At 62.2% G+C, this 17,481-nt stretch carries 17 protein-coding genes; 5 read left to right on the plus strand and 12 right to left on the minus strand.

Annotation, left to right across the window (positions count from 1 at the left end; all coding sequences use genetic code 11):
* Window position 1: 1 nt before the first annotated feature.
* On the minus strand, window positions 2-1,660 hold the full coding sequence (locus tag BT179_RS16130; RefSeq protein WP_072391874.1) for a DUF1302 domain-containing protein: 1,659 nt from the start codon (window positions 1,658-1,660) through the stop codon (window positions 2-4).
* 105 nt (window positions 1,661-1,765) lie between these two features.
* Window positions 1,766-2,533 carry a coniferyl-alcohol dehydrogenase gene (locus BT179_RS16135; RefSeq protein WP_072431245.1) on the minus strand — a complete coding sequence of 256 codons (768 nt, stop codon included), beginning with the start codon at window positions 2,531-2,533 and terminating at the stop codon, window positions 1,766-1,768.
* Window positions 2,534-2,805: 272 nt separating this feature from the next.
* Here BT179_RS16135 and BT179_RS16140 point away from each other — a divergent pair, with 272 nt between their 5' ends.
* Window positions 2,806-4,641, plus strand: a complete 1,836-nt coding sequence (locus tag BT179_RS16140) for a sigma-54-dependent Fis family transcriptional regulator (protein WP_072391868.1) — start codon at window positions 2,806-2,808, stop codon at window positions 4,639-4,641.
* An 18-nt stretch (window positions 4,642-4,659) separates the two neighbouring features.
* Here the strand turns inward: BT179_RS16140 and BT179_RS16145 are convergent, their stop codons facing one another.
* The 5 genes from BT179_RS16145 to BT179_RS16165 all read right to left on the minus strand — a co-directional run bounded on the left by BT179_RS16145 (window position 4,660) and on the right by BT179_RS16165 (window position 9,310).
* Complete coding sequence (locus BT179_RS16145; protein ID WP_072431246.1) at window positions 4,660-5,331, minus strand: TetR/AcrR family transcriptional regulator; 672 nt, start codon at window positions 5,329-5,331, stop codon at window positions 4,660-4,662.
* Window positions 5,324-6,253, minus strand: coding sequence for an alpha/beta hydrolase (locus BT179_RS16150; RefSeq protein WP_072392014.1), 930 nt, complete (start codon window positions 6,251-6,253; stop codon window positions 5,324-5,326). Before BT179_RS16150 ends, BT179_RS16145 begins: the two co-directional genes overlap by 8 nt.
* A 20-nt stretch (window positions 6,254-6,273) precedes the next feature.
* The gene (locus BT179_RS16155; RefSeq protein ID WP_072431247.1) at window positions 6,274-7,716 is read right to left on the minus strand and encodes a coniferyl aldehyde dehydrogenase; all 1,443 of its coding nucleotides are present in this window, start codon (window positions 7,714-7,716) and stop codon (window positions 6,274-6,276) included.
* 308 nt (window positions 7,717-8,024) lie between these two features.
* The gene (locus BT179_RS16160) at window positions 8,025-8,756 is read right to left on the minus strand and encodes a tRNA (adenine(22)-N(1))-methyltransferase (protein WP_083526349.1); all 732 of its coding nucleotides are present in this window, start codon (window positions 8,754-8,756) and stop codon (window positions 8,025-8,027) included.
* A 212-nt stretch (window positions 8,757-8,968) separates the two neighbouring features.
* Window positions 8,969-9,310 carry a YajG family lipoprotein gene (locus BT179_RS16165; RefSeq protein WP_072431248.1) on the minus strand — a complete coding sequence of 114 codons (342 nt, stop codon included), beginning with the start codon at window positions 9,308-9,310 and terminating at the stop codon, window positions 8,969-8,971.
* Between the two features lie 247 nt (window positions 9,311-9,557).
* Here BT179_RS16165 and yghU point away from each other — a divergent pair, with 247 nt between their 5' ends.
* Entirely contained in the window at window positions 9,558-10,397 is an 840-nt protein-coding gene (yghU, locus tag BT179_RS16170; protein ID WP_072391854.1) for a glutathione-dependent disulfide-bond oxidoreductase, read from the plus strand.
* A gap of 112 nt (window positions 10,398-10,509) precedes the next feature.
* Here yghU and BT179_RS16175 read toward each other — a convergent pair whose 3' ends face one another.
* The 5 genes from BT179_RS16175 to BT179_RS16195 all read right to left on the minus strand — a co-directional run bounded on the left by BT179_RS16175 (window position 10,510) and on the right by BT179_RS16195 (window position 13,566).
* On the minus strand, window positions 10,510-10,917 hold the full coding sequence (locus BT179_RS16175) for a VOC family protein (protein ID WP_072431249.1): 408 nt from the start codon (window positions 10,915-10,917) through the stop codon (window positions 10,510-10,512).
* A gap of 23 nt (window positions 10,918-10,940) precedes the next feature.
* Entirely contained in the window at window positions 10,941-11,366 is a 426-nt protein-coding gene (locus tag BT179_RS16180; RefSeq protein WP_072391848.1) for a YciI family protein, read from the minus strand.
* Between the two features lie 188 nt (window positions 11,367-11,554).
* Window positions 11,555-11,995, minus strand: coding sequence for an HIT family protein (locus tag BT179_RS16185; RefSeq protein ID WP_072391845.1), 441 nt, complete (start codon window positions 11,993-11,995; stop codon window positions 11,555-11,557).
* A gap of 252 nt (window positions 11,996-12,247) precedes the next feature.
* Complete coding sequence (locus BT179_RS16190; RefSeq protein ID WP_072391842.1) at window positions 12,248-12,745, minus strand: lipocalin-like domain-containing protein; 498 nt, start codon at window positions 12,743-12,745, stop codon at window positions 12,248-12,250.
* Window positions 12,742-13,566, minus strand: a complete 825-nt coding sequence (locus tag BT179_RS16195; protein ID WP_072391838.1) for an SDR family oxidoreductase — start codon at window positions 13,564-13,566, stop codon at window positions 12,742-12,744. Before BT179_RS16195 ends, BT179_RS16190 begins: the two co-directional genes overlap by 4 nt.
* A gap of 96 nt (window positions 13,567-13,662) precedes the next feature.
* Between BT179_RS16195 and BT179_RS16200 the strand changes: the two genes are divergently transcribed.
* The 3 genes from BT179_RS16200 (at window position 13,663) to BT179_RS16210 (ending at window position 17,472) form a co-directional block, all read left to right on the plus strand.
* On the plus strand, window positions 13,663-14,559 hold the full coding sequence (locus BT179_RS16200; protein ID WP_072431250.1) for a LysR family transcriptional regulator: 897 nt from the start codon (window positions 13,663-13,665) through the stop codon (window positions 14,557-14,559).
* Between the two features lie 260 nt (window positions 14,560-14,819).
* The gene (locus BT179_RS16205; protein ID WP_072431251.1) at window positions 14,820-16,997 is read left to right on the plus strand and encodes a type VI secretion system Vgr family protein; all 2,178 of its coding nucleotides are present in this window, start codon (window positions 14,820-14,822) and stop codon (window positions 16,995-16,997) included.
* 16 nt (window positions 16,998-17,013) lie between these two features.
* Window positions 17,014-17,472: a DUF6484 domain-containing protein gene (locus tag BT179_RS16210; protein ID WP_072391829.1), complete on the plus strand. Its 459-nt coding sequence runs from the start codon at window positions 17,014-17,016 to the stop codon at window positions 17,470-17,472.
* Window positions 17,473-17,481 lie beyond the last annotated feature (9 nt).

The following is a 17,481-nucleotide window of genomic DNA, read 5'->3' on the forward strand; positions in this document are numbered from 1 at the left end:
ATTAGAATGTGGTTTTCACGTACACGGACACGAAATCGCGGTCGGCCAGGGACTGCGCGTAGCTGAAGTTGCCGTCCTCGCGCAGCCCGGCGCCGGTCTTGCCGAAGAAGTTCACGTAGTTGACGCCGAAGTCCCAGCGCTGCAGGTAGGTGGCCTTCAGCCCGATACTCCAGTCACCGGCGTGGGTATTGCCGAAGCCGGACTTGCTCACTGCCGATGAACGTCCATCGAGCACCACGCCAAAGCCCATGGGAACGCTCACGTCCAGCGCATCCGCCACCTGGAAGTAGGCAGGTTCGGCCAGCACCCGCAGCGCGGTGGCATCGCGGGTGGTGTTGGAGTCCAGGGCCGCGCGGTTTTCAGTGACACTGAGGGTGCGGTTCCAGGCCAGCTCGGCGAGGACCGAGCCTCCGTCCCACAGCGCGTTGGGTGGCAGCAGGTAGATGGTCGACAGGTTGACGTGGGCGGTCTTGCCCTTGGCGTAAAGCGCATCGCCACTGTTGTCCGCCGCAGTCCCGGGCGTCACCACTTGCAGGTTGCTGACCAGGGGCGCGTCCCAACGCACCGAGGTCTCGCCGGCGAAGTTGAACGGGCCATACGCGGTCGAGAAGCTGACGCCCACGGTCTTGATGTCTTCGGCATAGACCTGGCGATAGGCGCCCAGGATCGGCAGCCCGGTGGCAGCCGCCGCCGCGCCGTCGAGGTAGGCATAGAGCGCGCTCGGGGCCTTGTCATGATACTGGGCGGCATAGAAACCCAGTTCCAGTTCGGTGCCGTCGGGCTTGTAGCGCAGTTGCATGCCGCCCTGCCCCGAGTTCCGCGCCTCGATATCGGACGCATGCACGGTGGTATTGCCGAACACCTGGGTCCAGTCCCCGGAGCCTTCGCCGATACCGTCGTTGTCGCTCAGATAGCTGCCGGCACCCGGCAGATTGGAACGCTCCCACTCGAACTGGTAGTACGCCCCCACCGACAACTGCGGATTGATCTGCAATTGCCCGGACATCTGGTTGACCGGGCGCAGGATTTCCTTGAACTGGGTTCCCGGAACACTGAGCAACTTGACGACGTCGGTGGGGCCCTGGGCGGCGGCGATACCGTTGCCACCGTAGAACAGGCTCTCGCCGTAGATCAGGCTATGGCGCCCCAGGCGCAGGGTTCCCTGGCTCGAATCGCCGACATTGCCTCGCAGGAATACAAAGGCATCGAGCAACTCGGCGTCGCGCCCGTGCAGTTCGCGGGTATCGTCGAGAAAATGCGGGTTGGCGCTGTCGTCGGTGTCCTGGTTATAGATGTCGTCGTACCAGGCCGCCCCACTGATCCGCAGGCCATAGTTTTCCCGGCTCAGGTCCATTTCACTGAACAGGTCCAGGCGATTGGAGACCAGGCCACGGCTGAAATTGCGATCGCCCTGGCTCTGGATCGAAGGATACAGGCCGCCCGCCGTCGGTGCGTTGATCAGCTTGTCGTCGGCACCGTGCAGGCGCCAGGCCTGGCTGTACTTGATGGTGTTGTCCCAACGCAGGCGCCATTCACTGTCGCCCAGATCTATCTGCGCCGCCTGGGACTGGGAAGCCAGGCTGGCCAGGCAGGCCGACAGCGCCAGGGCGGAACGCTTGAAACCCGGGTTGTAACGAAAGTTGCTCCGAGAGTTGCGCATGGTGTTCCTCATTGTTCTTGTTGTGGGAAACAGGTTCTTGGATCGACCTCTGGCCGGCACCACCGGCAAGGGCTGCACGTCAAAACGCGGCAAGCGGTACCTCGTTCAGATGTAGGTGGAGGCCAGCCCGCCATCGACAGGCAGGTTGACGCCGTTGATCCAGCGCGACTCATCGGCGCACAGGAAGGCGATGACGGCCGCCACCTCATCGGCGTAGGCCGGACGTTTCATGCGGTGGGCATCGGCCGCGACGCGCTCCTGGCCGAGCATGCTGACGAAGTCACCGAGGATCGGCGTGAACACCGGGCCGGGGGCCACGCTGTTCATGCGCACCGAGGTCTGCATGAACCAGGGCTGGGCCTGCAGGTAGGTCCAGACGATCAGGGCTTCCTTGAAATACTGGTAGCAGCTGTCAACCGGCACCGGATGTCGAGCCAGCCAGGCCTCGCCTTCGCCATACCCCTCGGTGCGCGCCAGGGCCCTGTGCAGTTCCAGCCGTTGTGGCCACTGGGCGCCGAGGATCGAGGCGACGTTGACGATGCTGCCCCCGGCACCGATGCGTGGCAGCATCGCCGTGCACAGATAACGCAGGCCCAGATAATTGACCTGGGCGACCAGATGCGGATCGGCAGTTCCCGGCACCCCGGCGATATTGCACAGGCCATCGAGAGCCTGCGGCAATTGGCGCACGGCGGCATCGATGGCTGTGGGATGGCTGAGATCGGCCTGGATGAAACCGTCCAGGCTCAGGTTGGGCTCATTGCGATCCATGCCGATCACAATGGCTCCGTGGGCACGCAGGGTTCGGGCTGTTTCGGCGCCTATGCCGGAGGAGACTCCGGTCACGACGATCCTCTTGTTGGTCAGCTTCATACGGGTTTCCCGATTCGCGCTTGTGCTGTGCCAGGGGGGCGCCAACCAAGCCATGTTGTTATTGCCGAATTAGTTAAACTCGGTAACTAGTTGTAGCAAGCGATATGCCATCTAACGGAAATGACACAGCGACCGCTCAAGCACGGGACATTCAGCGAATCAGGGGAATGACAGCGGAGAAACCGAAGCGGAACAGGACCAGGAAAAGTGATGATTTCATCAAATTCATGCTGCACTATGCAGATTATGATTATTCCTATTAAGGATTGGCGATGGCAGACAAGCTGATTTCCCTGGCGGAACTTTCTCGCGGAGCCCAGCAAAAACCGGTGCGCGGGGCCAGCGAGCAACTGCCCCCCGGCGCCGCGCCTACCCTGCAGGACCTGACGGAGTGCCTGCTGTTCAGCCCCGGCGATGGCCGCATCTGGCTCAATGGTGCACGCATGCTGTTGATGCACAACAGCGGCATCGGTGCATTGCGCCGGGAACTGATCGAAAGCATGGGCCTGGCCCGGGCCCGCGGCATCATGCTGCGCACCGGCTACCATTGCGGCGCCCGGGACGCAGCGCTGATCAAGGAGCGTTTCCCCGAAGCCGATACCCTCGCCCTGTTCGCCGCCGGCCCGGTGATCCACGCCATCGAAGGGGCCGTCAAGGTCGAACCGGTACACTTCGAATTCGACATGAACCTGGGGACCTATTACGGCGAGTTCCTCTGGCATCATTCCAGCGAGGACGATGAACACATCGCCCAATACGGCATCGGCACCGAGCCGGCCTGCTGGATGCAGACCGGCTACGCCACGGGCTACACCTCGGCGATGGTGGGCCGGTTGATCGTCTACCGCGAGGTCGAATGCCGTTCCACCGGCTCGAATATCTGCCGCCTGATCGGCAAGCCCGCCGAAGAATGGGAAGACGCGGAACAGGACCTGGCCGATCTCAGCGCCGAACCCTTCGTCAGCAGCAGCGGACGCAGCACGACACCCCGCGGCGCTGCCGGCAGCGGCACCCTGCCGGCGAACCCGCAAGCCGATTCGGGGCCGGCCCAGGACGGCGACATGGTGGGCATCTCCTCTTCCTTCAATGCCGCCTGTCACATGCTGCGCCGGGTCGCGCCTACCCAGGCGACCGTGCTGTTCACCGGTGAGTCCGGGGTCGGCAAGGAAATGTTCGCGCGGATGCTGCACCGCATCAGTCCGCGCCATGACGCCCCGTTCGTGGCCATCAACTGCGCGGCCATTCCGGAAAACCTGATGGAGTCGGAACTGTTCGGAGTCGAGCGCGGCGCCTTCACCGGTGCGACCCAGTCACGCGCCGGCCGCTTCGAGCGCGCCAACGGCGGCACGCTGTTCCTCGACGAAATCGGTACCCTCAGCCTGGTGGCCCAGGGCAAGTTATTGCGCGCCCTGCAGGAAGGCGAAGTCGAGCGGGTCGGCGGCAGCCGCACCCTCAAGGTCGATGTGCGAGTGGTGGCCGCTACCAACGTCGATCTGCGTGCCGCGGCGCAGCGAGGGGAATTTCGCGAGGACCTGTTCTTTCGCCTGAATGTGTTTCCCATCCACTTGCCGCCACTACGCGAGCGCAAGGAAGACATCCCGTTGCTGATGACGCACTTCCTGCATCGTTTCACGCGCCTGCATGGTCGCCAGATCAGTGGTTTCACGCCGCGCACCGCCGACACCCTGCTGGCCTACGACTTTCCAGGCAACATCCGGGAATTGCAAAACCTGGTCGAGCGCGGTGTGATCAGTGCGCCGGATGGCGGTGCGATCGACCTGGCCCACCTGTTCACCAGCGGTGAACGCCTGGCCCAGCCGATGTTTTCCATCGGCACCCGCGGCCAGTTGGCAGCGGCGCCGAACGACTCGCCCTCGTCTCAGCGCCCTATCCCAGCGCCCGTGCCTGCCGACGCAGGTATTGAGGCGATCCAGGCCTTGTTCGGTGGCAAGGACCTTAGCCGACTGTCATTGCAGGAAATCGAAGACACGATGATCGACCATTGCCTGAAAGAGGTGAAAGGCAACGTCTCGGAAGCGGCCCGCCGCCTCGGCCTGACCCGAGCCCAACTGTCTTATCGTCTGTCCCGGCGCCCAGGCGGCAATTGAGCTTGCCGCGGGATTGGCCTACGCCTTCGATAAGGGTGAGTGCTGGATGAAACAACGGCCGAACATGTCGAGGGCGACGTCGACCCGCTGGCTGATCTGCTCGTCGCTCCAGTGCTGCTGGATGCCCAGGGTGAACAGCTTGAGGGGCTGTGAAATCAACAAGGCGTCGATCAATTCGATCGCAGGTTCCACATCACGGGCCGCCAGCAGTCCCTTGCCGGCGGCCTTGCCCAACCAGCCCCGCAACAGGCTCAGGCAGCGCTCGGCGCCCTCCTGGTACCAGATCCTGGCGATACCTGGCGCGTTCTCACGTCCCTGGGCCGCCATCAGATAAAGGCCCAGCGCCAACGGCGACAACGTCAGGCGTGCCCACAGCGTCAGGTACATGCGCAACTCACTGAGCAGGTCCTCGGCGCAATCGATGCCGCTTTCCAGCAGCAGTTCGAGGGTCGACAAATCCCGGGCCACCAGTTGCGACAACAGCGCTTCCTTGCTTTCCACCAGCAGGTAGACGGTCTTTTTCGAGACTCCGGCGGCACGGGCGATGGCGTCCATGGTGACATTGGCGAAATTGCCATTGCCGACCGCCTCCGCCGCCGCATCCAGCAGCAGGCTCATCTGCTCCTGGCGACTGCGAACAGGCGGTCGGCCTCGACCGCGCCTGACGGTCTGCAAGGTGCTTTCAGGCATAAGCGCTCTCGTTCTCCTGCACTGCCCTGCCGTGAAACGCCTCGCGCAGGGCATCCTCTATCGACTGCCAGGCCTCATGGGCCGAAGCGTCCGGTCCCAGATGGGTGAACATATGGTCGCAACCTTGGAACATCTTCGCGTTCACCGAGACACCGGCCTGACGCAACTTTTGCGCATAGGCGTCACCCTCGGCGCGCAGGATATCGTACTCGGCCGTGATCAGGGTCGTGGCGGGCATGCCCTTCAACGCCTCGACCGTCGCCAGCAATGGCGACGCCAGAGGGTCCTGGGCCTGGGCTGGATCGCTCAGGTAGCAGCTGTTGAAGAAACGCACCAGGCCCGCGCCAAGCAGCGGCTTGTCCAGGGGCGAATGCTTGAGTGACGGGTCCTGGAGCAAATCCAGGACCGGATAATCGATGATTTGATGCACCACCCGCAGCCCTTGGTGCCCCCGCGCCAGATTGGCCACGCCGGTGGCCAGGTTGCCGCCAGCGCTGTGCCCGCCGACAGCGATACGCTGGGGGTCGATGCCCAGGTCCGCAGCCTGTTCGGCCAGCCATTCGAGCACCCTGAAACTCTGGCGCAGGCCGGCGGGAAACGGATGTTCGGGCGCCAGGACGTAATCCAGGTTCACCACCAGGCACCCAAGGTTATGGGCCAGTCGGCGGCAGTAACTGTCGTCATGTTCGGGCACGCCGGCCACGAAACCGCCGCCGTGCAGGTTCAGATACACCGGTAAAGGGCTTGTGTACGTAACAACCGGCCAATAGAACAATGCCCGTGCCGGCCCCCAGGCCGTCGGGATATCGACTTCGTCCACGCTGCGCAGCGGATGCTGCGCCGGATCGTACGTGAACCTGGCTTTCATGCGCTTGGCCAGGGCACGCAGCAGCTTGGCCTTGAAGCTTTTCAATACGCTCATGATCAGGCTCCCTTCGCGGCTCACTCGGCCGTCAGCAATTGATCCAGCAATCCGTGAATCATTGCGCCGTAGGGTGCGCGCATCGCCAGGTTCGACTCACCGATCGGGCTCTGTACCACCACCGCCTTGGCATGGCTGAAGGTACGGAATCCGTAGACGCCATGATAGGCGCCCATGCCGGAATGGCCGACACCACCGAAAGGCAGCGCCTCGAACAGCACATGGCTCATGACATCATTGATCACCACCGCGCCTGATGTGGTGCGCTTGAGCACCTGCTGGCGCTCGTCGGCATCCTCGCCGAAGTAATACGCCGCCAGGGGGCGTGGACGACTATTGACGTAGTCGATTGCGCTGGCGAAGTCGCGGTAGGTCTTGATCGGCAATAACGGCCCGAAAATCTCGTCGTGCAGGACCTGCATGTGCTCGCTGGGATCGAGTACCAAAGTCGGGGCAATCTTGCGAATCTCGCGATCGGCCAGGTCTTCCTGGGCCGGATTCATCTCGATCAGCCGAGCCCCCTTGGCCCTGGCGTCGGCGAGATAACCGTGCAAGCGGTCGAAGTTGCGCGGGTTGATGATAGAGGTGTAGTCCGGATTGTCCCGCAACGTCGGGTACAGGGTGGCTACAAATCGCAGCGCCTCTTCGACGAAGTCTTCGAGCCACTCTTGCGGCAACAGCACATAGTCCGGCGCCAGGCAGATCTGGCCGGCGTTGAAGGTCTTCACCGTCAGCACTCGCTGGACCGCCATAGCCAGATCGGCGCTGCGCGAGACCAGCACGGGCGATTTGCCGCCCAGCTCCAGGGTCACCGGCACCAGGTTCTCCGAGGCGGCCCGCATGATGTGCCGAGCCACTGACGTACCGCCGGTGAAGATCAGGTGATCGAACGGTTGTGCACTGAACAGCGCCCCGACCTCAGCGTCGCCCAGTACCGTGCTCAATTCGTTCTCGTGGAAATAGCGGCCCACCAGCTCACCGATCAGCGCCGAGGTGCGCGGGGTCAGCTCCGAGGGCTTGAGCATGGCGCGGTTGCCGGCGGCGAAAATGCTCGCCAACGGCCCGAAGGCCAGCACGATGGGGAAATTCCACGGACTGATCACCCCGACCACGCCCAGTGGCTGGTACTCGACCCGGGCCTGGCATCCGGGAAACGGGGCCGGATGGGATTGCGGCTGCATCCATTGAGCCAGGTATTCACGGCAGTGCTTGAGGCTGGCCACCGAACCGGCGATATCGGACAACAGGGTTTGCTCGCGGCTGCGATTGCCGAAGTCCGCAGACACCGCAGCGACGATGGCCTCACGGTTGTCCAGCAACAAGGCAATCGCCCGGTCGAGGCGATCACGGCGCAATTCCAGGCTCGCCGGCCCCTCGTCCAGGTGAGCTTGCTTCATTCGTGCGAGTGCTGCCGACAGTTGTTCGGCACAAGACGTCGTGGCGGATTGGCTGGTGATGCTCATGGTGTGGGTGCCTGCTGATTGATTGTTATTAGACAGTACTAAATACCGGGCAAGCGGACGCCGCTGTCGGCTCGCGGGCCGAGTATGACAAAAAAATCAACAAAGGAAACCCTTCAGTTTCTTTATTTGATGACACCTGTGAACGTGCCTTATAGCCAATGAAAACAGGAATATCGAGAAGAAATGACAGGTACGTTGCCCGTTCTGGCGACGCACCTGATATGAAATAGAAGCAAGGAGAAAAGCTGCACGGTCAATGCATCTAATTAATTTAGATAACTATTTTTTCTTGCATCAAACGGGCGGTCTCAACCGGTGAAATGCCCAGGATGAGCCTTCTCGCAAGCGTTCAAAAGCACGCTGATCCAGCGGATCTGCCGGGTGAGGTCCTGGACCTTCTCCTCGGGCATGGTTTGTCGCGCGCGGGTGAAACCCGCCAGGGTGCGCTGCTTGCGGCGCAGCGCGCGCTGCCACTTGTCCAGGAATGCCGGCGTACGCGCCTGCATCAGCAAGGGGCCAAAATACAATTCTTCATCGGTATAGATCACCGGTCCGGTACGATCGGCGACGATGATTTCGTAGTCGAAACGATTTTCCCGCAAGGCTTCCTCACACAGGATCCGGTAGTCGTTTCGCATCAGCCACTGGCGCAGCGGTTGTTCGCCGCCGTTGGGTTGCAGGATCAGCCGCTCCTGGCCGTTAAGGCGTGCCTTGCCGTCCTCGAGAATGTCGCGGATGGTCTCGCCGCCCATGCCGCAGAGGCTGATCGCGCTGATCCCGTCCTGCGCTTCGATGGCTGCCAGGCCATCGGCCAGGCGCACGCAGATTCGCGTCTGCAGGTCATTCTCGTGCACGGTGCGCATGGCCGCGCGATACGGCGTCAGTGCCACTTCACCGGCCACCGCCGCGACGATAGCGCCACGACGCATCAACGCTACCGGCAGGTAGCCGTGGTCCGAGCCGATATCGGCCAGGCGTGCGCCGGCCGGCACATGCGCGGCCACCCGTTCCAGGCGCGTGGACAATGTCTGCTCGTTCAACCCACCGCTCCTTTGCGTGATCGTCGGCCCGGTTGACCGGATCGGGGGGCGCAATTGTGTCGGGCAATGCAGCGCATTTCAAATCCAACTGACGGAGTCGGGCTACCGGCCCGAGCAGGCAAAAAAAACCCCGTTACCGAGGCCGGTACGGGGCTAAGGGAATTGGTTGGTTGCGGCCAACCAAAGGAGCACAGACAAAACGTTCGGGCCGGTCAGATGCAATCCTGTGCGGCGCGTTCAAAACTCGATGGCAGCAGGCTCGAAGCCAGCAGCCGGCGTTCGTAGATGAATACCTTGCCGCCATTTCCAGCCTTGTAGGCTTCCAGCACGTTGTCCGCCGCGACCTTGCTCGGCACTACGATCCGGTAGCTGCGCTGGGTTTGCGAAACGGTCGGGTTCAAGGTGCTGCTCTGCAGCTTGGGCACGACGCAATCTGCGTATTCGGCCGGTGTCTTCTCGGTCGTCAAGGTCAGGGACGGATCGTTCGGTGCGGACGCACAACCGGCGAGCAACAGTGAGGCCATCGCCATGGCGGGCATGAATAAAGGGCGCATCGGGCTTTCCTGGAAATGAAGTCTGGTTCGTTATGCGATGGAGGCGATTGTCCTTGGATCGACAACGAAGCAGAACTTGCTTTTCTTGATGGTCACTATCACTTCAAGCAATAGTTATGGCGTAGACCTTCCCGGCCGACTGCTATTCAATCGTGACGTTGGCTCGGGCACGGTCATGGACTGTGGCTGAGTCGTCCATATTTGCGGCCTGCCGTGATCGCCGCTAGCAAACGATGAGGTCCGTCCCATGAATGAAACGTCCTACACACCTCCGAAAGTCTGGACACACGAAGCCCCCTCAGGCGGTCACTTCGCCAATATCAATCGACCCGTCGCAGGGCCCACCCATGAGAAGACCCTGCCCGTCGGCAAGCATCCGTTGCAGCTTTATTCCCTGGCCACGCCCAACGGCGTGAAAGTGACCATCCTGCTGGAGGAGCTGCTGGCACTTGGGCATACCGGCGCGGAGTACGACGCCTGGCTGATTCGCATCAACGAGGGCGACCAGTTCTCCAGCGGCTTCGTCCAGATCAACCCCAACTCGAAGATCCCGGCCCTGCTGGACCGTAGCGTCGAGCCGTCGATCCGTGTCTTCGAATCGGGCTCGATCCTTCTTTACCTGGCGCAGAAGTTCTCGGCGTTCCTGCCCACCGACCTGGCCGGGCGCACCGAAACCCTGAACTGGCTGTTCTGGCAAATGGGCTCGGCGCCCTACCTGGGCGGAGGCTTCGGCCATTTCTATGCCTATGCACCGGAGAAACTCGAGTACCCCATCAACCGCTTCACCATGGAAGCCAAGCGCCAACTGGATGTGCTGGATCGTCGCCTTGCCGAAAGTCGTTACCTGGCCGGCAATGATTACACCATCGCCGATATCGCGGTCTGGCCGTGGTATGGCCAACTGGTGCGCAACAATGTTTATTCGGCTGCCGAGTTCCTCAGTGCCCACGAATACACCCATGTGCAGCGCTGGGCGGAAGAGATCGCCAAGCGGCCGGCGGTGATCCGGGGACAACGGGTCAACAGGACCTGGGGCGATGAGGCGAGCCAGGTGCCGGAGCGGCATGACGCACGGGATCTGGGCTGACCTGCCTCGCAGGTCCGGGGGCATGTCCCCCGGACCGAGAGCGGTCAACGCTTAGGCTGTACGAAAACTCTTGAGACGAAGGTCAGGCAAGGCTGTGTTCAACGCAGCGTTTTCAGCTCTGCCCCTCGCAGTTGACCATCCAGGCAATCCCGAAACGATCTTCGAACATGGCGAAACGCTCCGCCCAGAAGGTCTTCGCCAACGGCATCTGTACGTTGCCACCCGCGCTCAAGCCATGGAACAGGCGCTCGGCCTCGGCAACGCTGTCGACATTGAGGGATATCGTTACACCCTGGGGTTTTTGAAAGGGCTGGCCCGGTGGGCAATCGGAAGCCATGATGCTGAAATCGCCCACCGTCAGGCAGGCATGCAGGATCATGTCCGGGTCCTTGGGCACGCCCGCCTCCTGCGGCGCGTCGGCGAAAGACATGGAAAACACCTCGCCGCCCAGCACCTCCTTGTACAAGGCAAAAGCTTCCTTACAGTGACCATTGAAACCCAGGTAGGGAATGATTTTCATGGTGTAACTCCTGTTGTCGGTTTTCACGATTGACGGGACACCCGGGCTCGCAAGCGTTCTTCCTGCTCGCGCAACTCAGGTGTAAAGGTCTCGCCAAAATCCTCGGCTTCGAAGATCTGGCGTATTTCGATTTCGCTGTCGCTGATCATTGGGTTCGGGCAACGCTTGACCCAATCGATCGCCTCTTGCAACGACTGGACCTGGAAAATCCAGAAGCCGGCAATCAGCTCCCCGGTGTGGGCAAAGGGTCCGTCGACCACCGTCCGGTCCTGCCCGGAAAACCGCACGCGCACCCCCTTGGCGCTGGGGTGCAGACCTTCGGCGGCGAGCAGGACGCCTGCCTTGACCAGTTCCTCATTGTAGGCCCCCATGGCCGTCAGCAAGGCTTCGCTGGGCAGTTGCCCGGCTTCCGATTCCGGGCTGGCTTTTACGATCACCATGAATCGCATGGTCTTATCTCCTGGTGGCAGATAAGCCGTCCTTGTGGCGGCTCCATGGATAATCGAACGGCAACGGATGGAATCGACAGCGATGAAGTTTATTTTTCTGGCAATCGCTGCGATGGGCGATCGTGGCAGCCCGGACCTCGAGGGATCCGGAGCATGTTCCATTGATGGCAGCCATGGGGCCAGAGCTGTCAGGCCTTGCGAATCCGCTCCACCAGCCGCGCCTGGAGCGCCCTGAGTTCTTCGGCCTCGGCCTTGCCCCTGCCGTGTTCGCCCGCCTGCAGGCCTTCCCAGCGAGGGATGATGTGCATGTGAATGTGATAGACCGTCTGCCCGGCCACCGCACCGTTGAATTGCGCGATCTGGACGCCATCGGGCTGCAGCTCGTCGACGATGATTCGCGTCAGGTACTGCACGGCCGACATCATCGCGCTCAGCACGGTGGGTTCGACCTCCAGGATGTTGCGGGCCCGGGACGCCTTGGGAATGACCAGGACGTGGCCGGTGGACTGGGGAAAGATGTCCAGGAAAGCCAGGACCTGGTCGTCTTCGTAGATTTTGTAGCACGGCGCGTCGCCGCGAAGGATCAGGGCAAAGATGTTCTGTGGATCGTATTGACCGTGGAGGCTCATGCTCGCTCCTTCAATGAGCTGGGGGGTGGCATCGGCATCGGCCGACCGGAAAATGGCTGGGCTGCCCGAGGCTTCGGCGCAGGGGCAACGTCCTACTGTAGTTCGATATCCCGGCGATAGTCGGATTACCGCAGAGGCCCGTTGACTATAACCGAGAAACAGCAGATCCAGCCCCCATGACCGCCTCGGCCGATCCATGCCCGCAGTGGCCTGTGTGGCCAATTCGAGTACTCGGATTAACCGTACAGGCCTCTAGCGAACCCGCACGAACTCGGCGCTCACCCGCCCGCCGTCCGGGCGTGTAAAGCTTTCGAACATCCGCTCGCCTTCCACCTTGAGTTGCAGCTCCTGTTTCGTGCGAACGCTGCCGACCCAATTCGGGAACGTGGAGCCCTCCACACGGTTGCCCGAAAAATGCCCCTGGGCGTCCACGGTATAGGTGCCGAAGAAACCGATGCTCGAGGCCATGGCGCGCCGGTTCTCCTCATCCTTGCCATTGCCGCGTACGTCTGATTCAAAGCGTGGGGCCTGGCCATTGGTGAGCACCTCGACAAAGTGCATGTCGGCGGTGAAGACCAGCATGCCCTGGGGATGCTCGCCATAGGGCCGTTCGATGCGACCGTCGCGTTCCAGCGTGGCGGACACCATGCGCCACGTGCCGGCGATTTCGTTGGGGCCAGCCGGCCACAGGCGTTCACTGGCACCAACGGCCCCGGCCGCGACGAGCAGAAGCGCAGGCAGCCACTTCATGGCTTGTCCGCCGTCAGGGTCAGGGCTCTTTGCGCCATCAGGTCGTCCAGCCGAGCGGTCAGTGCCTGATGGATGTGCTCGAATGCCGTGCTGCCCAGCGCAATGCGGCGCCTGGGCCGGGCCGAATCCGCCACCTGGATGATCGCCTCGACCGTGCGCTCGACGTCTCCCTTCACTTCGAACGTTCCGCCGGACAAGGCCCGGCGCATCTCGCCAGCCGGCGTCGCATCGTAGACAGGGAGCGGCGTCGCGTGATCCAGGCCCTGGCCGAAGCCGGTCTCGGTCGGCCCCGGTTCGGCAATGACGACGTCGATGCCAAACGGGGCGACCTCTTGCGCGACCGCATCAAGAAAGCCTTCGATGCCCCACTTGGTGGCGTGGTACAGGCTGAAGTTGGGATAGGCCACCTGACCGCCCTCGGAGGACACCTGCACGATCCGCCCGCCGCCTTGGGCCCGCAGATGAGGCAGCGCCGCGCGCACCAGCTGGATCGAGGCGCTCAGGTTGGTGGCGATCTGGCGCTCGATCTGCGCATCACTGGCCTCCTCCGCGGCGCCGAACAACCCGTAGCCCGCGTTGCTGACCACCGTGTCGATGCGCCCGAAAGCCTGGAAGGCGTCGTCCAGCGCTCGACGCAAGGCGTGCGTGTCGGTGATATCGAAAAGCGCGACACGCAGCCGGTCTGCCGCCATCCGCTGGAGCGCTTCGAAGGCAGTGGCCCGTCGCCCGCAAGCCACCACCCGGTCGCCTCGCTCCAGCAGCTTGCGGGTCATGGCCCAGCCAATCCCGGACGACGCACCTGTGATCAACCATGTCTTCATCGGTAGCTCCTCTTGGGGTTTGTCCCGAGTATATGAAGCCGGATCGCCTACAATAAGCCTCACCAATACGAACGAGCTGGTTAGGAATATTCACCAATGGCCGATATCAGTCTTTCCGATCTCAAGGTTTTCGCTCACGTGGCGCACCATCGCGGTTTTCAGAAGGCCGCCGACGCGCTGGGCGTATCCCGGTCCTCCCTCAGTCATGCCATCAAGGGACTCGAGCGGCGTCTTGGCGTACGCCTTCTGCATCGCACCACCCGCAGCGTGGCTGTGACCGAGGCAGGCGAACAATTGCTGTTGCGCTTGAACCCGCTGTTGCGGGAACTGGACGACGTGCTGGATGCGGTCAGCCATGGTCAGGACGAACTGGTCGGCACCCTGCGTATCAACGCCAGCAAGGGCGGCGCGCGATGGTTGCTCAAGCACGTGGTCCCGTCGTTCCAGCAGCGTTACCCTCGTGTCGCGCTTGACCTGGTGGCCGAAGGGCAACTGGTGGATATCGTGGCCGAAGGTTTCGACGCCGGCGTGCGCCTGGCTGAATCCGTTCCCAAGGACATGATCGCGGTCCCCTTCGGCGGCGACGTCCGGTTCGTGGCGGTCGCTGCGCCGGGTTATATCCAGGCGTTTGGCCTGCCCGTGACGCCGAACGACTTGATGGCCCACCGTTGCATTCGCCAACGCCTGCCCAGCGGGAAGCGCTATCGCTGGGAGTTTGAACAGGGCAATCGGCAACTCGCGCTGGACGTTCCCGGCACGCTGTGCCTGGACGACAACGACCTGATGGTCGAGGCGGCTTGCGCTGGCTTGGGGATCGCCTTCGTTCCGGAGCCCTTCGCCCGCCCGGCCTTGAATGACGGCGCGCTGGTCCTGCTCCTGGACGACTGGACGCCTGCCTCACCCGGCCTGTGTCTCTATTACGCCGATTTCCGCCATGTGCCCGCGCCACTGCGAGCATTCATCGAAGTGGTACGCGAGGCAACGCAGCATTAGCCATGCGCCGATACCCATGCACGCTATGAACCGGGAGCATGCCAGGCATGCTGCCATCTGGATTCATTCCAATTCGAAATAACCCCTATAACTAAAGAAACTGATCAATAACCGCCTGTCGCCTATCTTGAAACACACTTCAGTGCTGTCGCCTTGGTCAGGAACATTGGAACCAGGCCAGGTGATCGCGGACGAGCGCTATCCGCAGGATACGGATCGAGCCTTACGTCCACGCTGATTGGGGTGAATGACGAGGCGATATGGAGATCACGCAAAACAACCGGCTGGTGCAGGTCGACAGTCCCCTCGGCGGCGATGTCCTGCTGCTCAGGAGCATGGAAGGCAGTGAAGAGTTGGGGCGTTGTTTCCACTATGAGCTGGATCTGACGTCCGATGATCGGGCGATCACGTTCGATCAGTTACTGGGCAAGCCCATGGGCCTGACCCTGGAACTGTATGACGGGGCCAAGCGCTACTTCCATGGCATTGTCTGCAGCTGCCGCCAACTGGCCGGCCATGGCCAGTTCGCCGGTTACCGGGTCAGCCTGCGACCCTGGTTCTGGTTGCTCACGCGCACCTCGGACTGTCGGATCTTCCAGAACAAGACGGTGCCGGACATCATCAAGCAGGTGTTGCGCGACCTCGGTTTCTCCGACTTCGAAGACAGCCTCAGCGGCAGCTATCGTGAGTGGGAATACTGCGTTCAGTACCGCGAGACCAGCTTCGATTTCGTCAGTCGACTGATGGAACAGGAGGGTATCTATTACTACTTCCGCCATGAGAAGGCCCGTCACGTCCTGGTGATGGCCGATGCCTATGGCGCCCACTCCACGGTGCCGGATTACGCGTCGGTGCCCTTCTACCCGCCTGACCGGCAGATGCGCGAGCGCGACCATTTCTACGATTGGCAACTGGCGCGGCAAGTGCAACCCGGCTCCCTGGCGCTGAACGACTACGACTTCTCGCGGCCCCGCGCCAGCCTCGAGGTGCGTTCAAGCGTGCCGCGCAGCCATAGCAACAGCGACTACCCGCTCTACGACTATCCCGGTGAATACCTGCAGAGCAACGACGGCGAGCACTACGCTCGTACCCGTATCGAGGCCATTCACAGCCAGTTCGAGCGGGTGCAGCTGCGTGGCCGCGCCCGCGGGCTCGGCGCCGGTCACTTGTTCAAGCTGAGCGGCTATGAACGAACGGACCAGAATCGCGAGTACCTGGTGGTGGTCGCCCGTTATCAGATCCGCCAGGAACCTTATGAAAGCGGCCAGGCTGACCTGGGCGAACAGTTCACCAGCGAACTGGATTGCATGGACGCCAGCCAGGCCTTCCGCCCTCTTCCCCTGACACCGATGCCCATCGTCCGCGGACCGCAGACGGCCGTGGTGGTCGGTCCCGGTGGCGAGGAGATCTGGACCGACCAGTATGGTCGGGTCAAGGTGCATTTCCATTGGGATCGCCATGACCAGTCCAACGAAAACAGCTCCTGCTGGATCCGGGTGTCCCAGGCCTGGGCCGGCAAGAACTGGGGATCGGTGCAGATTCCGCGGATTGGCCAGGAGGTGATCGTCAGCTTCCTCGAAGGCGACCCGGATCGGCCGATCATCACCGGTCGGGTCTACAACGCCGAGCAGACCGTACCTTACAAGTTGCCGGCCAACGCGACCCAGAGCGGCGTGAAGAGTCGCTCAAGCAAGGAAGGCTCGCCGGCCAACTTCAATGAAATCCGCATGGAAGACAAGAAAGGCGCGGAGCAACTGTTCATCCATGCCGAGAAAGACCAGGACATCGAGGTAGAAAACGACGAAACCCACTGGGTCGGTCATGACCGCAGCAAGACCATCGACAACGACGAAACCGTTCACGTCAAGCACGACCGCACCGAAACGGTGGACAACCACGAAACCATCACCATCGGCGTGGACCGGACCGAGAAGGTCGGCAACAACGAAAAGATCAGCATCGGCGTCAATCGTACCGAGGATGTCGGCAGCAACGAGACCATCACCATTGGCGCGGACCGCACGGAAAGAGTCGGTGCCAACGAAAAGATCTCCATCGCCAGCAATCGCACCGAGGACGTGGGTGGCAACGAGACCATCGGCATCGGCGGCAACCGCAACGAGACAGTCCAGGGCAATGAAGGCATCGAGATCAACGGAAACCAGAGTACCCGGATCGGCCAGAACGAATCACGGGACGTCGACCAGAACCGCAACAGCAATGTCCGGCAGAACGACAGCCTGGACGTCGGCAAGCATTTTTCCCTCACTGCCGGCGATTCCATCACCCTGACCACCGGGGCAGCCAGCATCACCATGAAGAAGGACGGCACCATCCTGATCAAGGGCAAGAACATTACCCTGGATGGCTCCGGCGCCATCAATATCAAGGCCAACAAGAATGTGGTCGTCAAAGGCCAGAAGATTTTGCAGAACTAGCCACGGAGTGGGCGCCATGACCGTCGAATACCACCTCCCCGTTTCCTCGACATCCACCCCGACCCGGGTGGACGGCGTCGTGATTGGCGTGCTGCTGGATGTGCCCATGGCGGACGCTCCGGTGGTGGCCTTCGCCGGCTGCCCCGTTGACACAGGCCTTGCCGCACGCACCACCACCCCACTCACTCGCGATGACATCGGCGCCCAGGTCGCGCTGATGTTCGAAGCCGGGGACGTGGCCCGTCCGCTGGTGGTCGGGCGCATCCAGCGCTTGCAGGAAACCGTGACGCCGGCGATCGCCCATCTGGACGGAGAGCGCCTGGAGTTCAGCGCAGAACGGGAAATCGTCCTGCGCTGCGGCAAGGCCAGCATCACCCTGACCCGCGCGGGCAAAGTGATCATCCGCGGCACCTACCTTTCCAGCCGCTCCAGTGGGGCCAACCGCATCAAGGGCGGCTCGGTGCAGATCAACTAGAGGCCGCAG

Origin of the sequence: Pseudomonas sp. NFACC43 (assembly GCF_900119645.1) — a bacterium.
GTDB lineage: Bacteria > Pseudomonadota > Gammaproteobacteria > Pseudomonadales > Pseudomonadaceae > Aquipseudomonas.

Coding starts and splice junctions, on each gene's coding strand:
- BT179_RS16130 (WP_072391874.1), bottom strand. CDS start 1,660: ATGCGCAACTCTCGGAGCAACTTTCGTTACAACCCGGGTTTCAAGCGT.
- BT179_RS16135 (WP_072431245.1), bottom strand. CDS start 2,533: ATGAAGCTGACCAACAAGAGGATCGTCGTGACCGGAGTCTCCTCCGGC.
- BT179_RS16140 (WP_072391868.1), top strand. CDS start 2,806: ATGGCAGACAAGCTGATTTCCCTGGCGGAACTTTCTCGCGGAGCCCAG.
- BT179_RS16145 (WP_072431246.1), bottom strand. CDS start 5,331: ATGCCTGAAAGCACCTTGCAGACCGTCAGGCGCGGTCGAGGCCGACCG.
- BT179_RS16150 (WP_072392014.1), bottom strand. CDS start 6,253: ATGAGCGTATTGAAAAGCTTCAAGGCCAAGCTGCTGCGTGCCCTGGCC.
- BT179_RS16155 (WP_072431247.1), bottom strand. CDS start 7,716: ATGAGCATCACCAGCCAATCCGCCACGACGTCTTGTGCCGAACAACTG.
- BT179_RS16165 (WP_072431248.1), bottom strand. CDS start 9,310: ATGCGCCCTTTATTCATGCCCGCCATGGCGATGGCCTCACTGTTGCTC.
- yghU (WP_072391854.1), top strand. CDS start 9,558: ATGAATGAAACGTCCTACACACCTCCGAAAGTCTGGACACACGAAGCC.
- BT179_RS16175 (WP_072431249.1), bottom strand. CDS start 10,917: ATGAAAATCATTCCCTACCTGGGTTTCAATGGTCACTGTAAGGAAGCT.
- BT179_RS16180 (WP_072391848.1), bottom strand. CDS start 11,366: ATGCGATTCATGGTGATCGTAAAAGCCAGCCCGGAATCGGAAGCCGGG.
- BT179_RS16185 (WP_072391845.1), bottom strand. CDS start 11,995: ATGAGCCTCCACGGTCAATACGATCCACAGAACATCTTTGCCCTGATC.
- BT179_RS16190 (WP_072391842.1), bottom strand. CDS start 12,745: ATGAAGTGGCTGCCTGCGCTTCTGCTCGTCGCGGCCGGGGCCGTTGGT.
- BT179_RS16195 (WP_072391838.1), bottom strand. CDS start 13,566: ATGAAGACATGGTTGATCACAGGTGCGTCGTCCGGGATTGGCTGGGCC.
- BT179_RS16200 (WP_072431250.1), top strand. CDS start 13,663: ATGGCCGATATCAGTCTTTCCGATCTCAAGGTTTTCGCTCACGTGGCG.
- BT179_RS16205 (WP_072431251.1), top strand. CDS start 14,820: ATGGAGATCACGCAAAACAACCGGCTGGTGCAGGTCGACAGTCCCCTC.
- BT179_RS16210 (WP_072391829.1), top strand. CDS start 17,014: ATGACCGTCGAATACCACCTCCCCGTTTCCTCGACATCCACCCCGACC.